This is a genomic window from Bacillus cereus group sp. N8, from assembly GCF_016483685.1.
In the GTDB taxonomy this organism is placed as follows: domain Bacteria; phylum Bacillota; class Bacilli; order Bacillales; family Bacillaceae_G; genus Bacillus_A; species Bacillus_A proteolyticus.
The window spans coordinates 17,763-32,487 of record NZ_JAEHBK010000001.1; the positions used below are offsets into that span (position 1 = coordinate 17,763).

Below are 14,725 nucleotides of genomic sequence, written 5' to 3' on the forward strand. Positions count from 1 at the left end.
AGATGCGTAAATTTTCTCATGTATTTTCATTTTATTTTAAAGAAGCATTTTTATCTAAAAAATCATTAATTACGAGTGCGATTTTATTTTTAGTTGTGTTTGGGATTTTTGCATTTAATCATTTTACTTCAGGCGATGATAAAAATAAGGATAAAGATAAAATTGCAGTTGTAGTAGAGAGCTCCACATACAAAGTACAAAAAGAAGAGCTAAATAAGCTATTACCATCAGCAAAAATAACGGTTGGTTCAAATAATGATTTTGATAAATACCATAAACAAGTAGAAGAAGGCGATTTAGATGGTCTATTCCATGTGACGGAAAAGGATGGGGCTCCAGCGGTTACATATATGTATAATGGATTTCCAAGCCAAGCAACTTCTGCAATTATGGCAGGCTATTTAAAACAACAATATACGATGGTGACGATTGCAAAAAATAATGTTTCACCAGAAATTGCGCAGCAATTACAAGCAGAAATTCAAGTGAAGCAAGAAGCGATAAAAGATCGTACATCTTCTTTCGGAATTGCATATTTCTTTACATTTGCTTTGTATATGTTTATTGTAGCTTTCGGAAATACAATCGCAATGAATATTGCATCTGAAAAGGCGTCACGTGTAATGGAAGTAATGCTTCCGAAAGTAAAGCCACTTACGATGATGTATGCGAAAATTTTAGCGGTTGTTTCAACGGCGTTATTGCAACTTGTAATATTGGCGTGTGGTTACCTTATTCCTTATTTGCTAGGTTGGGTCGATTTAGAAAGTGCCTCATTATTTGGTGTTCCAATTGACTTTACAAAATTAGATGCAAAGGTTATAAGCATGTTTCTTGTCTATTTCATTACGGGATATTTACTTTATGCGATGATGTACGCTGCGGCTGGAGCTGTTGTGTCTAAGACAGAGGATTTACAAGCTGTATCTTTCCCGGTAATGATTTTGATTATGGCTGCATTCTTCATTAGTATTAAATCATTAAGTGATCCGAATAGTACTATTGTTGTTGTAAGTTCGTATGTTCCGTTTTTCACACCGATGGTCACCTTCTCACGGATTATAGCCGGTGAAGCAGGTATGTTAGAGATTACGATAACATTAATAGTTTTATTGGCGACAATTGGTATATTAAATGCCGTTACAAGTCGCATTTACGTAAACGGTGTAATGAATTACTCCGACAAAGTGAAATTTAAAGATTTAGCAAAATTTATAAAGCGTCAATAAGGAGAGAAAAGCATGATTTTCTAATGGAATCATGCTTTTTCTTTATGTATAAATTAAAAATAGTATATAATAATAAGAGTGGTCTTTTAATAGAATGAGTACAAAGGAGGGTGTGCAGATGGGAATTAGTAGTCGGTTTACAGTAGGTGTTCATATGCTGACGTTACTTGCGATAGATCGAAACTCTCGCTGTACCTCTGAATGGATTGCTGGTAGTGTGAATACAAATCCAGTTGTGATTCGTCGCATTACAGGAATGTTGAAGAGAGCAGGACTTGTTGATGTACAAGCTGGTAAAGGTGGTACGACACTTGCTCGTGATTTAGAAGAAATTACATTACTTGATGTATATAAAGCAGTGGAAGTAGTAGAAGAAGGACAGCTATTTTCCTTCCATGAAAATCCCAACATTGAATGTCCAGTAGGAGCTAATATTCAATCAGTATTAGAAATTATTTTGATGCAAGCGCAAGAAGCGATGGAAAACGTACTTGCAAACGTAACAGTAGACCAATTAGTTACAAATTTAAAGTCTAAAATGAAAGAATAAAAAAGCGAGCTTCCTCATAATGAGGGCTCGCCTTTTTTTATTCAGAAATATTGAAAATTCTATTTTTCAGTATTTAAAATAAATTTCCCTACAACAGCTGCTACGATACCACCAAGAATTGGTGCTACGATGAATACCCATAGTTGAGAAAGTGCTTCTCCACCAACAAATAAAGCTGGTGCGATACTACGAGCTGGGTTAACAGATGTTCCAGTTAACGGAATTCCTAATAAGTGGATTAAAACTAATGTGAAACCAATTACTAGTCCTGCTAAAGAAGAACTTCCTTTTTTACCTGTTACAGCCACGATTACTAAAATAAATACGAAAGTTAAAACGAACTCAACTAAAAATGCTCCAGATAAACCAAGAGTACCAAAACCATTTTGTCCTAAATTATCTAAAGGTGTTTTAGCAGAGCGTAAAATTGTTACTAACGTTGCAGTTCCTAATAAACCACCTAAAATTTGAGCTAATACATAATAACAAAGTTCCGTAGCGTTCATTCTTTTGTTGATGAACATAGCTACAGATACTGCTGGGTTAATGTGACATCCAGAAATTGTTCCGATACTATAAGCCATTGCGACAATAGATAGACCGAAAGCCATAGCGATTCCTAATGTTCCAATTCCTTCAATTCCGCCGCCAGTGACAGCTACTCCAGTTCCGAATAATACAAGTACAAATGTACCAATAAATTCAGCGATTGCTTTTTTTAACATAATTTACCTCCTATTAATGCGCATGAAACGTATTATAACATAGGTTTTAGTATAAACAGCCAATAAAATACTATTCTGATAAGGCGAAATAGGGGGACAATAAAAAGGGTATGGTTCATTGTTATAGAACCATACTCTTTTTTATGCCGATTTTTTCTGTTTAATGACTGGAGCAGAACGGTTTAAAATACTATTCGCAACCATTCCTAACATAATAATAATCATTCCGAATAGGGAAAGACCACCAGGGAATGAACCATTCAAGAAAATAATCTCACCAAGCACGGTAAAGACCATCGTTCCAGCTTGTGTTGCTTCAACAGCTCCAAGTAAAGCAAGATTGTCTTTTGCTAAATCAGTAGCAAAAAAGAATGTCATCGTCGCAATGACTCCAGAACATAATGCTAACAAAAAACCTTGAAGCATTTGAGTTGATGATGGAATACCAGTAGTGGCAAAGCCGTATATACCAAGGAGAATTGTAATAGGAAGACTTCCAATTGCCATTCCTAATACACGTTGGAATGTATCAAGACGTCCGCCAACAAGTTCCATCATTTTTCGATTGCCGAACGGATATAAGAATGCAGCTAATACGACAGGTAAAAAACCCGAAATGAACTGCGTCATTGTAATATGACCCGCTGCAGTTGCTTGCATACAAATTACACCAAGTAAAATAAATAATGCTACATATAAACTACGAAGTGGAATTTTTCCGCGTACAAGTTTCGTACCTGACTGTGTCTCTATTTTCACGAAAAATAGTGGTGATAAAAGTAAACCTGCTAATATCGTAACTTGCCAAGTTCCAGCAACGAGCCAAGCTGGAGAAAAAACAGCTGCGAAACTTAATAAAGAATAGAAACCAATCCCTGCAACAGAACCCCATCCAATCCACATAAATGGATGTTTTTTTAACTCTTCCCATAAACCTCTTAAGTTTTTGCGAAATAAAACGATAAGGAATAAAATAGGGAGAGCGAATAAAAAGCGGAAGGAAGCTGTCCAAGCCCAGCTTGTTCCAGATACATTCATCGCTCTATTAATAATAAAGGTTGCAGAAAAAAAGGCTGATGATAAAAGCCCTAATAATATTGCGCGCATGAAATATAACACTCCTTTTGGAAGTAAATCGTTATGTATAGTATAATATACTTAAGTGTGATAAAAGTAAACTATTTTATACTTTAAGGTGGTTTTATAGATGAAAGAAAATGAAGATATGCAAACGAAAGAAGTCATTCAGCAAGTAGGTCAGTTATTAAGACAAATTCGAAATGAAAAAAAATTAAGTTTAGAAGAGTTAGCCCAAAAAACAGGTGTGAGTAAATTAACGTTGGGAAAGATCGAAAGAGGAGAAACGAATCCGACGTTAGCTGTCATTTGGAAAATAACGAAAGGGTTATCAATTCCTTTATCGAGATTAATGGTTGTTGGAGAACCTGTAGCTGTTGCGCGCTGCGGAGAAGGATTTGCAGTAGATGTAGGACAAGCATGGCATTTAGAAACGATGTTCCGTTACACGAAAGAGACAGGGATGGAAATGCACCGTGCTTGTTTAAGAGCGAATAGTATATATGAACCGGAAGCTCATCATGAAGGTGCTATTGAGCTTGTAACGGTAATGAAAGGGAAAGTATCTATTCAAGTGGAGAATGATGTATACGAATTAAATGAGTTTGACTCTATTCAATTTGAAGCGAATAAGAAACATAGTTATAAGAATGAAGAAGATGAAGTGGCGGTATTACATTTAACGATGAAATACTCTTCGTGAAAAAATCCCCTATAGAAAAAACTATAGGGGATTTTTTATACGTTTTGTTCAAACGTATTGAATGGAGTTATTAGTAAGAGCGTGGCATAAGTAATAAACAAATGAAATAAACTAAAAAACCCGTTCCAAAACATAAAATAGCAATAACCCAAAGTATGCGAATGAGAGTAGAGCTAATATCAAAATATTCTCCTAAACCACCACATACACCAAATAACATTTTATCAGTTTCGGATTTATATAATCTTTTTGACATTGTCCAATCCACTCCTTTTTATAGCAAACTGTATACTTCTATTCTATATGGAATTTTATGAGAAGACTATGAGGTTGTATTACATTTTTTATAAAGTGAACTGTGTTTTACAATTTAGATACGGGATTATATAAACAATGAATCTAATTTATAGCGCAGTACAATAGTTTGCGATAAAAGTAAAAAAAGGCCTTAGGTAGCAAAGTTAAACCACCAAAAGGGCCTCATATTATTGTTTCATTTTATAGTTGAATTGTTGGTGTATCCAATGTGAAAACATATAACAAATACTTAGTGAAAGAGTAACCACTATACTAACCCAAATGCTCGTTAAAGGACTGATTAAGAAGTAAGTTACATAACCGGTAAGGGTACCAATAATCGAGATGAGCGGTATAATGATGCTGATTTTTTGTTTGCTGAAAATAACGAATAATATTGTGATGATAAGAGATGTATAAAGAATACCAAAGAAAAAAATAATTTCTAAAATAGAATAGTTTGTAGTAATTGTAATGAAAAAAGCTAAAAATCCGATAGTTATAGAAATAAAATGAGCTGTATATAATTTGAAATTTATTTTTGTACGTATCATCGGTATAAAATCTCGAATGAGTTTAGTAAATCCATGCATCCAAGAAATAAAACTAGAAGTTATTGCGCTTAAAGAGCCGATAACGAGTAGATAAAATAAAATGGTAAATTCTATTTTTTTTGGAAGTTGAGCTAGAAGATCGTATAAATGATCTAAGCTCCCACTAAAGATAACTATCATAATTAGAGAAGCGAACGCCAAAGGGATGGTAATCCATATAAATCCTGATAGTAGAAAAGTCGGAATGATTTTTTTCGGATGAATACGGAAAGCTTTATCCCAAGATGCAGGGCTTATTAATACTCTGCCTGTTTCGATGAGAATGCCGGCAGTAAGAAAATATATTCCATTTATATTTTCATAAAATAGCAAATACGGGTGATATAAGCGAATTCCATCGTATACATGGGTAATGCCATCTTGCACAAAAAAATAAATTGGAATAATGATCATGGTAGAAAACATTAAAACAGTTTGCATAATAGCCATTTTAGTAAATAGCTTAGCGTTACTTAACATTACGAATATTGTACAAAGGGTAATGAAAAGGAAAGAACCCAATGTATATGGAATATGGAAAAAAACATTAAGTAAAATACTAGCAACTTTCGTTTGAATGAACATACTTTCTATACTTAATAGCACAAGGAAAGAGCATACAATTATATATCCTTTGTGAGAAAGTTTATAAGATAAATAATCGTGAATGGATTCTCCTTCTGGGAATGTAGAACGTATTTTTTTTATTAAAATCCCCAATAAAATAAGCGTAAAAGGGCCAATCATCGCATAAAGAATACCAGCGATTAGCCCATAATTGATAATAGATTCAGGTAAAGCGAGCGTCGATATACTTGCGACCCATTTAGATAATAAAAGAACAGTACCAGTTCCGATACCTAATTGTAAAGGTGTAAAAGCTGAGTTGTTTTTCGTCACAATTTATCCCTCGCCTCTATATTCTTTCGGAGTCATTCCGGTCATTTTACGAAAAACAGTACTGAAATAATGCTGACTATTAAAACCAGATCGTTCAGAGATTTGAGAGATACACCAATGTGGGTGTTCCGTTAAATATTTCTGTGACATTTCAATTCGATATTGCATGATATATCCGGAAAATGAAATACCTACTTCTTCATGGAACCGTCGGCTTAAATAAGTCGGATTTGTATGTACTTTAGCTGCGATGTCTGCTAAGTGTAGTTTGTCATGAAAAGTTTCATGGATGATGTCTAATGTATCTTGAATAATACGTGAGTAGGAAGGAGTATTGGAAACACCTTTGTACTTTTGTAATATATCAATGAGTTCTTTTTCTATAATTGGCTTTGTTATGTAGTCAATAACTCCTAGACGAATAGATTGTTTTGCATAATCGAAATTTTGATATGCGGTTACGATGATGATGTCCAAGTTAGAGTTATTATTTTTTAATTTTTCACCTAGTTGTAGGCCGGATATGCCTGGAAGGTGAATATCTAAAAGTGCTAAATGAATTGAGAATTTTTCATTTATACTTAAAGCTTCATCCGCATCTAAAGCTAGATGCAGTGTCCAATTAGGAAACTGACGGTGGATAAGAAATTCTAATTGTTCCAGTTCTAGTGGTTCGTCATCTACTAATAGCACGTTCATTTTTGTATTACCTCCTCTGTGTTTTTTTCTGTGATGAAAGGCCATGTGATTTCTACTTTCGTGCCGTTCTCTTTTGTAGAGAGGAAAGAGAACGTAGTTTGTTCTTGAAAGAATAACTGAAATCGTTGTTTTATATTTTCAAGTCCGTATCCACTTTCTTCCGTATGGGAAGTAAATGGTTCGTTTTGAGTACCGTTGTCGGAGACTAGAAGTGTAATTCGGTTATTTGTATTGTATAGATGAATATTTAAAATTGCTTGACCAGCTTTTTTTTCTAGCCCATGTTTAAAGGAATTCTCAACCAACGTTTGAATAACGAAAGGTGGAATATGGGCGTTATGTAAATCTTCAGAAGAGGTAATGCTTACTGAAAGCCTTGAGCGAAATCGCATTTTTTGAATCTCAATATAATAATTCGTATAGGTTAGTTCTTCAGAAATAGGAATTAACAAATCTGTTGTTTTATATTTTCCTTTTAAAAATAGAGAAAAGATCTCGAGTGATTTGACAACTTCATCTGTTCTCTGTAGACGAGCTAAACTTAAAATTGTATTTAATGTATTGAATAAAAAATGAGGCTGAATTTGTTGAGTAAGTTGATGATATAAAGATTGTTGCAACTCTCGTTCTAGTGCTATTTTTTTCTTTTCACTTTCTAGTAAGTCGATTCGTTTTTCAAAAATAAATAAACATAATAAAATAATAGCTCCAAAAATTGGAGCTAAGACAAGTATAGTTATTAATACAGCAAATGCTTCATAAGTTAACATACATACCTCAATCTTGTTTTTTATTATTATACTAAAGTGTTGTAAATATTTCTATTATTCAGACTCAAATCAAATGATATGACAGGCTACTTTATGATCTTCACTTATAGATTGAAAACTTGGTTGCTGCGTAGCGCATTTTTCAATGGCATACGGACAACGAGTATGAAAACGACAGCCTGTTGGCGGGTTTAAAGGAGAGGGCAGGTCTCCTTTAAGTTCAATACGCTCTTTTTTCGTTCCTGCACTAATGGTAGGAATTGCTGAGAGAAGCGCTTTTGTGTAAGGGTGTTGCGGATTGTTAAAAAGAGAATGTTTATCGGCAATCTCCACAATGGTACCAAGGTACATTACAATGATGCGATCTGATATGTGACGAACGACAGCTAAGTCGTGAGAGATGAATAAATATGTTAACCCATATTGTTGTTGCAACTGCTTTAATAAATTTAATACTTGTGCTTGCACTGAAACATCTAAAGCGGAGACAGCTTCGTCACAAATGATGAGTTTTGGATTAACAGCTAAGGCGCGAGCAATTCCAATTCTTTGGCGTTGTCCGCCACTAAACTCATGTGGATAGCGCTTCACTGCATCAGGTGGAAGACCAACTTTCCCGAGTAACTCAATAACCTTTGCTTTCCTTTCTCCTTTTGGACATACGTTTTGAATGGTCATAGCTTCTTCTAAAATACTCCCTACAGTTTGCCGAGGGTTTAAAGAAGCGAAGGGATCTTGAAAAATAACTTGTAAATCTTTTCGAATCTTTCGCATTGCTGAGTTATTTAATTCTAGTAAATCCTTATCTTGAAATATAATTTTTCCACTTGTTGCTTCATCAAGGCGCAATATTGCACGCCCAGTGGTGGATTTTCCGCAACCAGATTCACCAACAATACTAACAGTTTCCTTTTCGTAAATTGTAAAGCTAATATCGTCAACCGCTTTAATATAGCTAATAGAACGCCCTAGAATTCCTTTTTTTATAGGGAAGTATTGTTTTAAGTTTTGTACTTGTAATAACTTTCGTTTATTTATTTGCGTAGCAGTAGACATTTTATAATACCTCCAATTCTTCTGAAGATGATTTATCCCAAAGGTCAGTAAACATCCAGCATCGAACTTCGCTTCCATCTTGCGTGAGTTGAAGTTCTGGAAGAGTATTGTGACATAGTTCTTTTGCATGTGTGCATCTATCAGCAAAGCGACATCCACTCGGCATATGGTATGGACTCGGTACGGACCCAGGAATAGTTTGTAATTCTTCTTGGTCTGTATCGAGTCTTGGAAGAGATTGAAGAAGTCCGATTGTATAAGGATGTTTTGGGCTAGTAAATATATGCTCGATATCTGCATATTCGACGATTTTTCCAGCGTACATAACGGCGACTCTATCGCATGTTTCTGACACGACTCCTAAGTCATGGGTGATCATGATAATCCCCATACCGAGTTGTTTTTGAAGTGATTTCATAAGTGATAATATTTGAGCTTGAATTGTTACATCAAGAGCAGTTGTTGGTTCGTCTGCAATGAGTAAATCTGGATTGCAAGCGAGTGCCATTGCAATCATAATGCGTTGTCGCATTCCTCCGCTTAGTTCATGTGGCTCTTGTTTTGCACGCTTTTCAGGAGAAGGAATTCCAACTAGTTTCAACATATCGACGGCTTTATTCCAAGCTGCTTTTTTATTTAATTTTTGATGGATACGAATTGCTTCTGCGATCTGTTCCCCAACAGAATATACTGGATTCAAAGATGTCATTGGTTCTTGGAAAATCATTGAGATTTGATTTCCACGAATTGCGCGCATTTCAGCTTCTTTTTGTTGTAATAAATCTTTTCCTTTAAATAAAATGCTGCCTTCAATTTTACTGCCGCTTTCTCGGTCGATTAATCTCATAATGGATAGAGAAGTGATACTCTTCCCACAACCAGATTCACCTACGATGCCGAGTGTTTCTCCTTTAGAAACAGAGAAATTTAAACCATCAACCGCTTTGCTTACACCTTCGTCTGTAAAGAAATGTGTTTTTAAATCTTTAACTTGTAATATCTCTTCCTTTTTATTCATGTTTGTGCACCCCCCTTAATTAAGTTCAATACGTTTATTGAAATGACGGTATAAAATATCAACAATAAGATTGACTAGAACAAAGATGACCGAGGCGATTAATACGCCCCCTTGTAACATTGGTAAGTCTCTCATTCGGATAGCGTCCACAATCAATCTTCCAAGTCCATTTATAGCAAAAACTGATTCTACTAAAACTGTACCGCCTAAAAGAGCACCAAATTGTAATCCAACAACAGTAATAACGGGAATTAATGCGTTCCTCAAAGCGTGTTTATATATAACGACTCTTTCTTTTACCCCTTTCGCTCTTGCTGTTCGTATATAATCTTGGCGTATAACATCAAGCATACTTGAGCGAGTCATACGTGCTACAATTGCTGCGCCGGATGCACCTAGTGTAAGTGCTGGTAAAACCATGTGCATCCAAGTTCCCCAACCAGAAACGGGGAATATTTGAATTTGGACAGAGAAGTAGAAAATGAGCATAAGTCCAAACCAAAAGCTTGGTAATGAGACACCTAACAAAGCGATAATCATAATAGAAACATCTGTCCAAGAATATTGCTTTGTAGCAGAGATGATGCCAGCAATCATCCCAATTACAACTGTAATGACGATACTACACAGTGCGAGTTCAATAGTGATTGGAAGGCGAATTAATACTTCGTCTAACACTGGGCGATTAGAACGAATCGAAACCCCAAAGTCGCCTTGTAATATATTTCCGATATAAGAGAAATATTGCATGATAAAAGGTTTGTCCAATCCTAATTGGTGACGTATTTGCTGGACAGTTTCTTTTGATGCTCCTTCACCAGCAATAAGGAGAGCTGGATCACCGGGTACCATTTGCATAATTAAGAAAACAACGAATACAACGCCGAAAAGAACGGGAATTAATTGTAGTATTCTACGAAATATAAACATTAGCATGTATAATGCCCCTTTCTATTTTTTAAGTCTCGGATCTAGTGCATCACGTAATCCGTCACCAAACATGTTTAAACCGATTACGAGTGTAGACATTGCGATTCCAGGAAACATTGCAATATGTGGTGCGGTAAATAAAAAGTCGCGTCCATTACTTAACATGGCACCCCATTCAGGTGAAGGTGGTTGCGCTCCAAGTCCTAAAAATGATAATCCAGCTGCAGATAAAATTGCTGTAGCTAAGCGTAAAGTAGCTTGGACGATAATAGGTGATAAGATGTTAGGGAATATGTGTTTCATAATAATAGTAAAATCATTTGCCCCTAGTGCTCTTATAGCATCGATATACTCTAATTTTTTTACTGTTAATGTAGAAGCTCTAACGATACGAGCGAACATAGGGATTGAGAAAAAGCCAATAGCGATAATTACGTTCACAAGACTTGGTCCTAGTGCGCCTACAATGGCAAGAGCAAGTAAAATACCAGGGAAAGCTAGCATAATATCAATGATTCGCATAATAATTGTGTCAAACCATCCACCGTAATAACCAGAAATGATACCAAGAATAATGCCGAACAATGCCCCTATAAATACAGAAGAAAATCCAACAAGTAATGAAAGGCGTGTCCCGTGTAAAAGGCGGCTTAAAATATCTCTACCTTTATCATCTGTTCCCATCCAATGTTCCATAGATGGTGGTTGTAATTTGTTAACTAACTGAATGTCAAATGGATTATAGGGTGCTAACAATGGGGCAAATATAGCTATTAAAATATAGAAAAGAACGATACTACCCCCGATAAATGCCATCTTATTTTTTTTCAGTTTTCGATAGCTAATGATCCATTTCGATGTGTTCTTCGTTTGAATCGTTTGTAAAGAAGTATTTTCTTCTTTAGAAAGACGAACTTCCATTTTTCATACCTCCCTTTCTTTATGATTAAATTATCAGAAAATTAAAATGAGTCAACGAGTTTAAAACAATAAGTAAAGAAAGTGCAAATAGAAGTAAAGATGTTTCAAAAAAATTCAGAAAATTCAATTAGTAAAGAAAGTGCAAATAGAAGTAAAGATGTTTAAAAACTTTTTCTGCAAAGTTATTTATAATTACAAATACATAGACGAAATTGAAAAAGAGAGGGTGGTGGAATGATCTGCTATTAGAAAGTAGGGGATAGAAAGCTAGATGTAAGGTTTCGCTTTAGGATGTAGAGATAAAAGAAAGTGGAGGGGGAAGGGCGATGAGATTCAAAAGGGGACTTGTGATTTGTTTTATCACAATTTTATGTCTTTCAGTTTTTCTAGCGGGGTGTTCATCTAATACGAAGACAGGAAATGAAGGGTCAGGAAGCAAAGGGACAAAAGAAGGCGGCGTTTTAACAATTGCTAGACTGTCAGATGCTGATAATTTAGATCCGCATTTTATTACAAACATCCCTTCCGCAAGTGTTGTGTACCATAAAGTGTATGAAAATCTTGTACAACGAGATAAAAACATGGATTTTAAGCCGATGTTAGCAAAGGAATGGAAACAAATTGATGATTTAAATTGGGAATTTAAGTTGCAACAAGGAGTGACATTCCAAGATGGTGCACCATTTAATGCTGAGGCAGTAAAGAAAAACTTTGAACGTGTATTAGACCCGAAAGTAGGTTCAAATCGAGCAACTGTTTATTCCATGATCCAAGAAATAAAAGTAATTGATGAATACACAGTACAGTTCGTATTGAAATACCCATACTCACCTCTTTTATCTATTTTCGCAAGTAATGAAGGAAGTATTTTAAGTCCGAAAGCAATTGATGAAAAAGGAAAAGGTTTAGCCCAGCATCCAGTTGGGACAGGTCCATATACTTTTAAGTCATGGAAACCAGGTGAAGAAATTCGCCTTGAGAAGAATAAAAATTATTGGGGTGAAAAAACAAAGGTTGATGAAGTTGTATTCAAAGTAGTACCAGAAGATGCAACACGTATTGGAATGATTGAAACTAGTGAAGCTCACATTGCAGAGAATTTACCTGTAACTGAGGTAGAGCGTGTGAAAAATTCACCATCCATGGAGTTAATTGAAAATGAAGGTTTAGGTGTAGAATATATTGGCTTTAATGTACAGAAAAAGCCATTTGACAACCCGCTCGTTCGTCAAGCGATTGCACATGCGATTGAAACGAAAGGGATTTTAAAAGGGGTATATAACAATGTTGGGACTGAAGTGAACTCTGTAATGACTCCTAAAGTATTCGGTTATACGAAAGACGTAAAAGGATATAAGTATGACATTAATACTGCAAAAAAATTATTAGCAGAGGCTGGCTATCCAAATGGGTTTAAAACAACAATTTGGACGAATGACAGCAAAGTTAGAATGGCGTTAGTGGAAGTAATTCAATCTCAATTAAAAGGGATTGGCGTTGATGTAGAAATTAAAGTTATGGAATATGGTGCGTTTTTAGCTGCAACGAATAAATCAGAACATGCGATGTTTGTTGGAGGATGGGGAAATGCAACAGGTGATGGTGACTATAATCAATATAATTTATTCCATTCTAGTTCACACGGAGCAACTGGTAACCAATTCTTCTATAGTAATCCGGAAGTAGATAAATTAATAGAAGAGGCTAGAAAAGAAAAAGATGAGACGAAGAGAAAAGAATTGTATAAACAGTTACAAGAAATTGAATTAAAAGATGCTTTATTAGTACCAATTCGAGGGATTAATCATATTGCCGCAACTACGAAAAATATAAAAGGATTTTGGATTGATCCATCTGGGTATTTGCGACTGGAAGGTGTAGAACTACAGTAAAATAGGAAATTCTATCAGTGTATAACATTATTTTACACTGATAGAAATTTTTATCTATTTTTGTTTCATTTGTAAAGTAGAAAAATCATATTGCGAAGGGAGATTGACAAAGTGAGTGTAAAATCACAATATTGGTTAACGAATGTGAAACTTGAATGTGGGTACGTATATGAGGAATCGCGAATTACAAATACAGAAACAGAGATTTGTAGTTTGTTTATTGAAGATGGAAAGATTACGAAGATATTACCTGGAATTGTATCGGAACAAGATGGTGAAGTAGTAAATGCAAATGGTTTACTGGCATTACCAGCATTTGAAGAAATGCATATTCATATTGATAAAACGTATTATGGTGGACCGTGGAAAGCATGTACACCAGTAAAAAGTATATTCACTCGCATTCATGAGGAGCAAACTATTCTTCCGAAGCAATTAGAAACTGCAAAGAGTAGAGCGGAGAAAATGTTACAATTACTTCTTGAAAATGGAGCGACAAATATTCGAACACATTGCAATATTGATACTGTAATTGGTCTTGGGAATTTAGAAGCAACGATTGCGGCGCTAGAAACATATAAAGACAAGTTATCAGCAAAAATTGTAGCATTCCCGCAACACGGTTTGTTACGAAGTAATTCCGTAGGGCTTGTAAAAGATGCTATGCGTATGGGAGCTCATTTAGTAGGTGGAGTAGACCCAGCTACAGTAGACGGTAATATTGAAAAATCATTAAATACAATTATGGATATTGCAGTAGAGTTTGATTCAGACATTGATATTCATTTACATGACGCGGATCAACTTGGAATATTTACAATGAAGAGATTAGCTGCGTTAACAGAAGAAGCAGGGTGGCAAGGAAGAGTTACAATTAGTCATGCTCTCGGACTTGGAGATGTATCCGTAGAAGAAGCGGAGGAAATGGCTGAACGACTTGCGGCATTAGGCATTGATATAACGTCAACAGTTCCAATTAGTAGACATGTAATTCCAGTTCCGTTATTAAATCGTAAAGGTGTAAAAGTTTCACTAGGAAACGATAGTATAACTGATCATTGGTCTCCATTTGGAACAGGAGATATGTTGCAAAAGGCAAATTGTCTAGCGGAGAGATTTAGATGGATTGACGAGCGCTCTTTGGGGAAAGCAATTCAGTTTATTACGGGTGGGAAATCTATATTAGATGATCAAGGAAATCGTCAATGGCCAAAAATTGGGGATGAAGCAAATATCGTCTTTACAGAAGCGTCATGTTCAGCCGAGGTAGTAGCAAGACAAACAGAGCGCTGTGCTGTTTTATATAAAGGAAATGTTGTTGCTGGTAGTTTGCAAAAAACGGCTATAAATAATCTTGTTTGAGAG

General features: G+C 35.4%; 15 protein-coding genes. 5 read left to right on the top strand and 10 right to left on the bottom strand.

Features of this window, described 5'->3' with window-relative positions:
- The first annotated feature begins 2 nt into the window (after positions 1-2).
- Positions 3-1,229, top strand: a complete 1,227-nt coding sequence (locus tag JDS80_RS00095) for an ABC transporter permease (RefSeq protein WP_199636722.1) — start codon at positions 3-5, stop codon at positions 1,227-1,229.
- 118 nt (positions 1,230-1,347) lie between these two features.
- Complete coding sequence (locus tag JDS80_RS00100) at positions 1,348-1,779, top strand: Rrf2 family transcriptional regulator (RefSeq protein ID WP_000512998.1); 432 nt, start codon at positions 1,348-1,350, stop codon at positions 1,777-1,779.
- Positions 1,780-1,838: 59 nt separating this feature from the next.
- Here JDS80_RS00100 and JDS80_RS00105 read toward each other — a convergent pair whose 3' ends face one another.
- Together JDS80_RS00105 and JDS80_RS00110 are read right to left on the bottom strand one after the other, a co-directional pair.
- On the bottom strand, positions 1,839-2,504 hold the full coding sequence (locus JDS80_RS00105) for an aquaporin (RefSeq protein WP_071745793.1): 666 nt from the start codon (positions 2,502-2,504) through the stop codon (positions 1,839-1,841).
- A 141-nt stretch (positions 2,505-2,645) separates the two neighbouring features.
- Entirely contained in the window at positions 2,646-3,611 is a 966-nt protein-coding gene (locus JDS80_RS00110; RefSeq protein WP_199636723.1) for a DMT family transporter, read from the bottom strand.
- Positions 3,612-3,711: 100 nt separating this feature from the next.
- Between JDS80_RS00110 and JDS80_RS00115 the strand changes: the two genes are divergently transcribed.
- Positions 3,712-4,284, top strand: coding sequence for a helix-turn-helix domain-containing protein (locus tag JDS80_RS00115; protein WP_199636725.1), 573 nt, complete (start codon positions 3,712-3,714; stop codon positions 4,282-4,284).
- 70 nt (positions 4,285-4,354) lie between these two features.
- Here JDS80_RS00115 and JDS80_RS00120 read toward each other — a convergent pair whose 3' ends face one another.
- The 8 genes from JDS80_RS00120 to nikC form a co-directional block, all read right to left on the bottom strand.
- On the bottom strand, positions 4,355-4,540 hold the full coding sequence (locus tag JDS80_RS00120; protein WP_097830535.1) for a PspC domain-containing protein: 186 nt from the start codon (positions 4,538-4,540) through the stop codon (positions 4,355-4,357).
- A 229-nt stretch (positions 4,541-4,769) separates the two neighbouring features.
- Positions 4,770-6,074, bottom strand: a complete 1,305-nt coding sequence (locus JDS80_RS31325) for an SLC5/6 family protein (RefSeq protein ID WP_199636726.1) — start codon at positions 6,072-6,074, stop codon at positions 4,770-4,772.
- Positions 6,075-6,077: 3 nt separating this feature from the next.
- A complete protein-coding gene (locus JDS80_RS00130; RefSeq protein ID WP_199636727.1) occupies positions 6,078-6,773 on the bottom strand; it encodes a response regulator transcription factor in 696 nt (231 codons plus the stop codon).
- On the bottom strand, positions 6,770-7,543 hold the full coding sequence (locus JDS80_RS00135; protein ID WP_000958968.1) for a sensor histidine kinase: 774 nt from the start codon (positions 7,541-7,543) through the stop codon (positions 6,770-6,772). Before JDS80_RS00135 ends, JDS80_RS00130 begins: the two co-directional genes overlap by 4 nt.
- Positions 7,544-7,612: 69 nt before the next feature.
- Positions 7,613-8,599 carry an ABC transporter ATP-binding protein gene (locus JDS80_RS00140; protein WP_199636728.1) on the bottom strand — a complete coding sequence of 329 codons (987 nt, stop codon included), beginning with the start codon at positions 8,597-8,599 and terminating at the stop codon, positions 7,613-7,615.
- Position 8,600: 1 nt separating this feature from the next.
- Entirely contained in the window at positions 8,601-9,617 is a 1,017-nt protein-coding gene (locus JDS80_RS00145) for an ABC transporter ATP-binding protein (protein ID WP_199636729.1), read from the bottom strand.
- A gap of 15 nt (positions 9,618-9,632) precedes the next feature.
- Entirely contained in the window at positions 9,633-10,553 is a 921-nt protein-coding gene (gene nikB, locus JDS80_RS00150; RefSeq protein ID WP_000928489.1) for a nickel ABC transporter permease, read from the bottom strand.
- Between the two features lie 15 nt (positions 10,554-10,568).
- On the bottom strand, positions 10,569-11,468 hold the full coding sequence (gene nikC / locus JDS80_RS00155; RefSeq protein WP_199636731.1) for a nickel transporter permease: 900 nt from the start codon (positions 11,466-11,468) through the stop codon (positions 10,569-10,571).
- A gap of 326 nt (positions 11,469-11,794) precedes the next feature.
- Between nikC and JDS80_RS00160 the strand changes: the two genes are divergently transcribed.
- Both JDS80_RS00160 and JDS80_RS00165 read left to right on the top strand, forming a co-directional pair.
- Entirely contained in the window at positions 11,795-13,360 is a 1,566-nt protein-coding gene (locus JDS80_RS00160; RefSeq protein WP_199636732.1) for a glutathione ABC transporter substrate-binding protein, read from the top strand.
- A 111-nt stretch (positions 13,361-13,471) separates the two neighbouring features.
- Entirely contained in the window at positions 13,472-14,722 is a 1,251-nt protein-coding gene (locus tag JDS80_RS00165) for an amidohydrolase (RefSeq protein ID WP_199636733.1), read from the top strand.
- Positions 14,723-14,725: the final 3 nt, after the last annotated feature.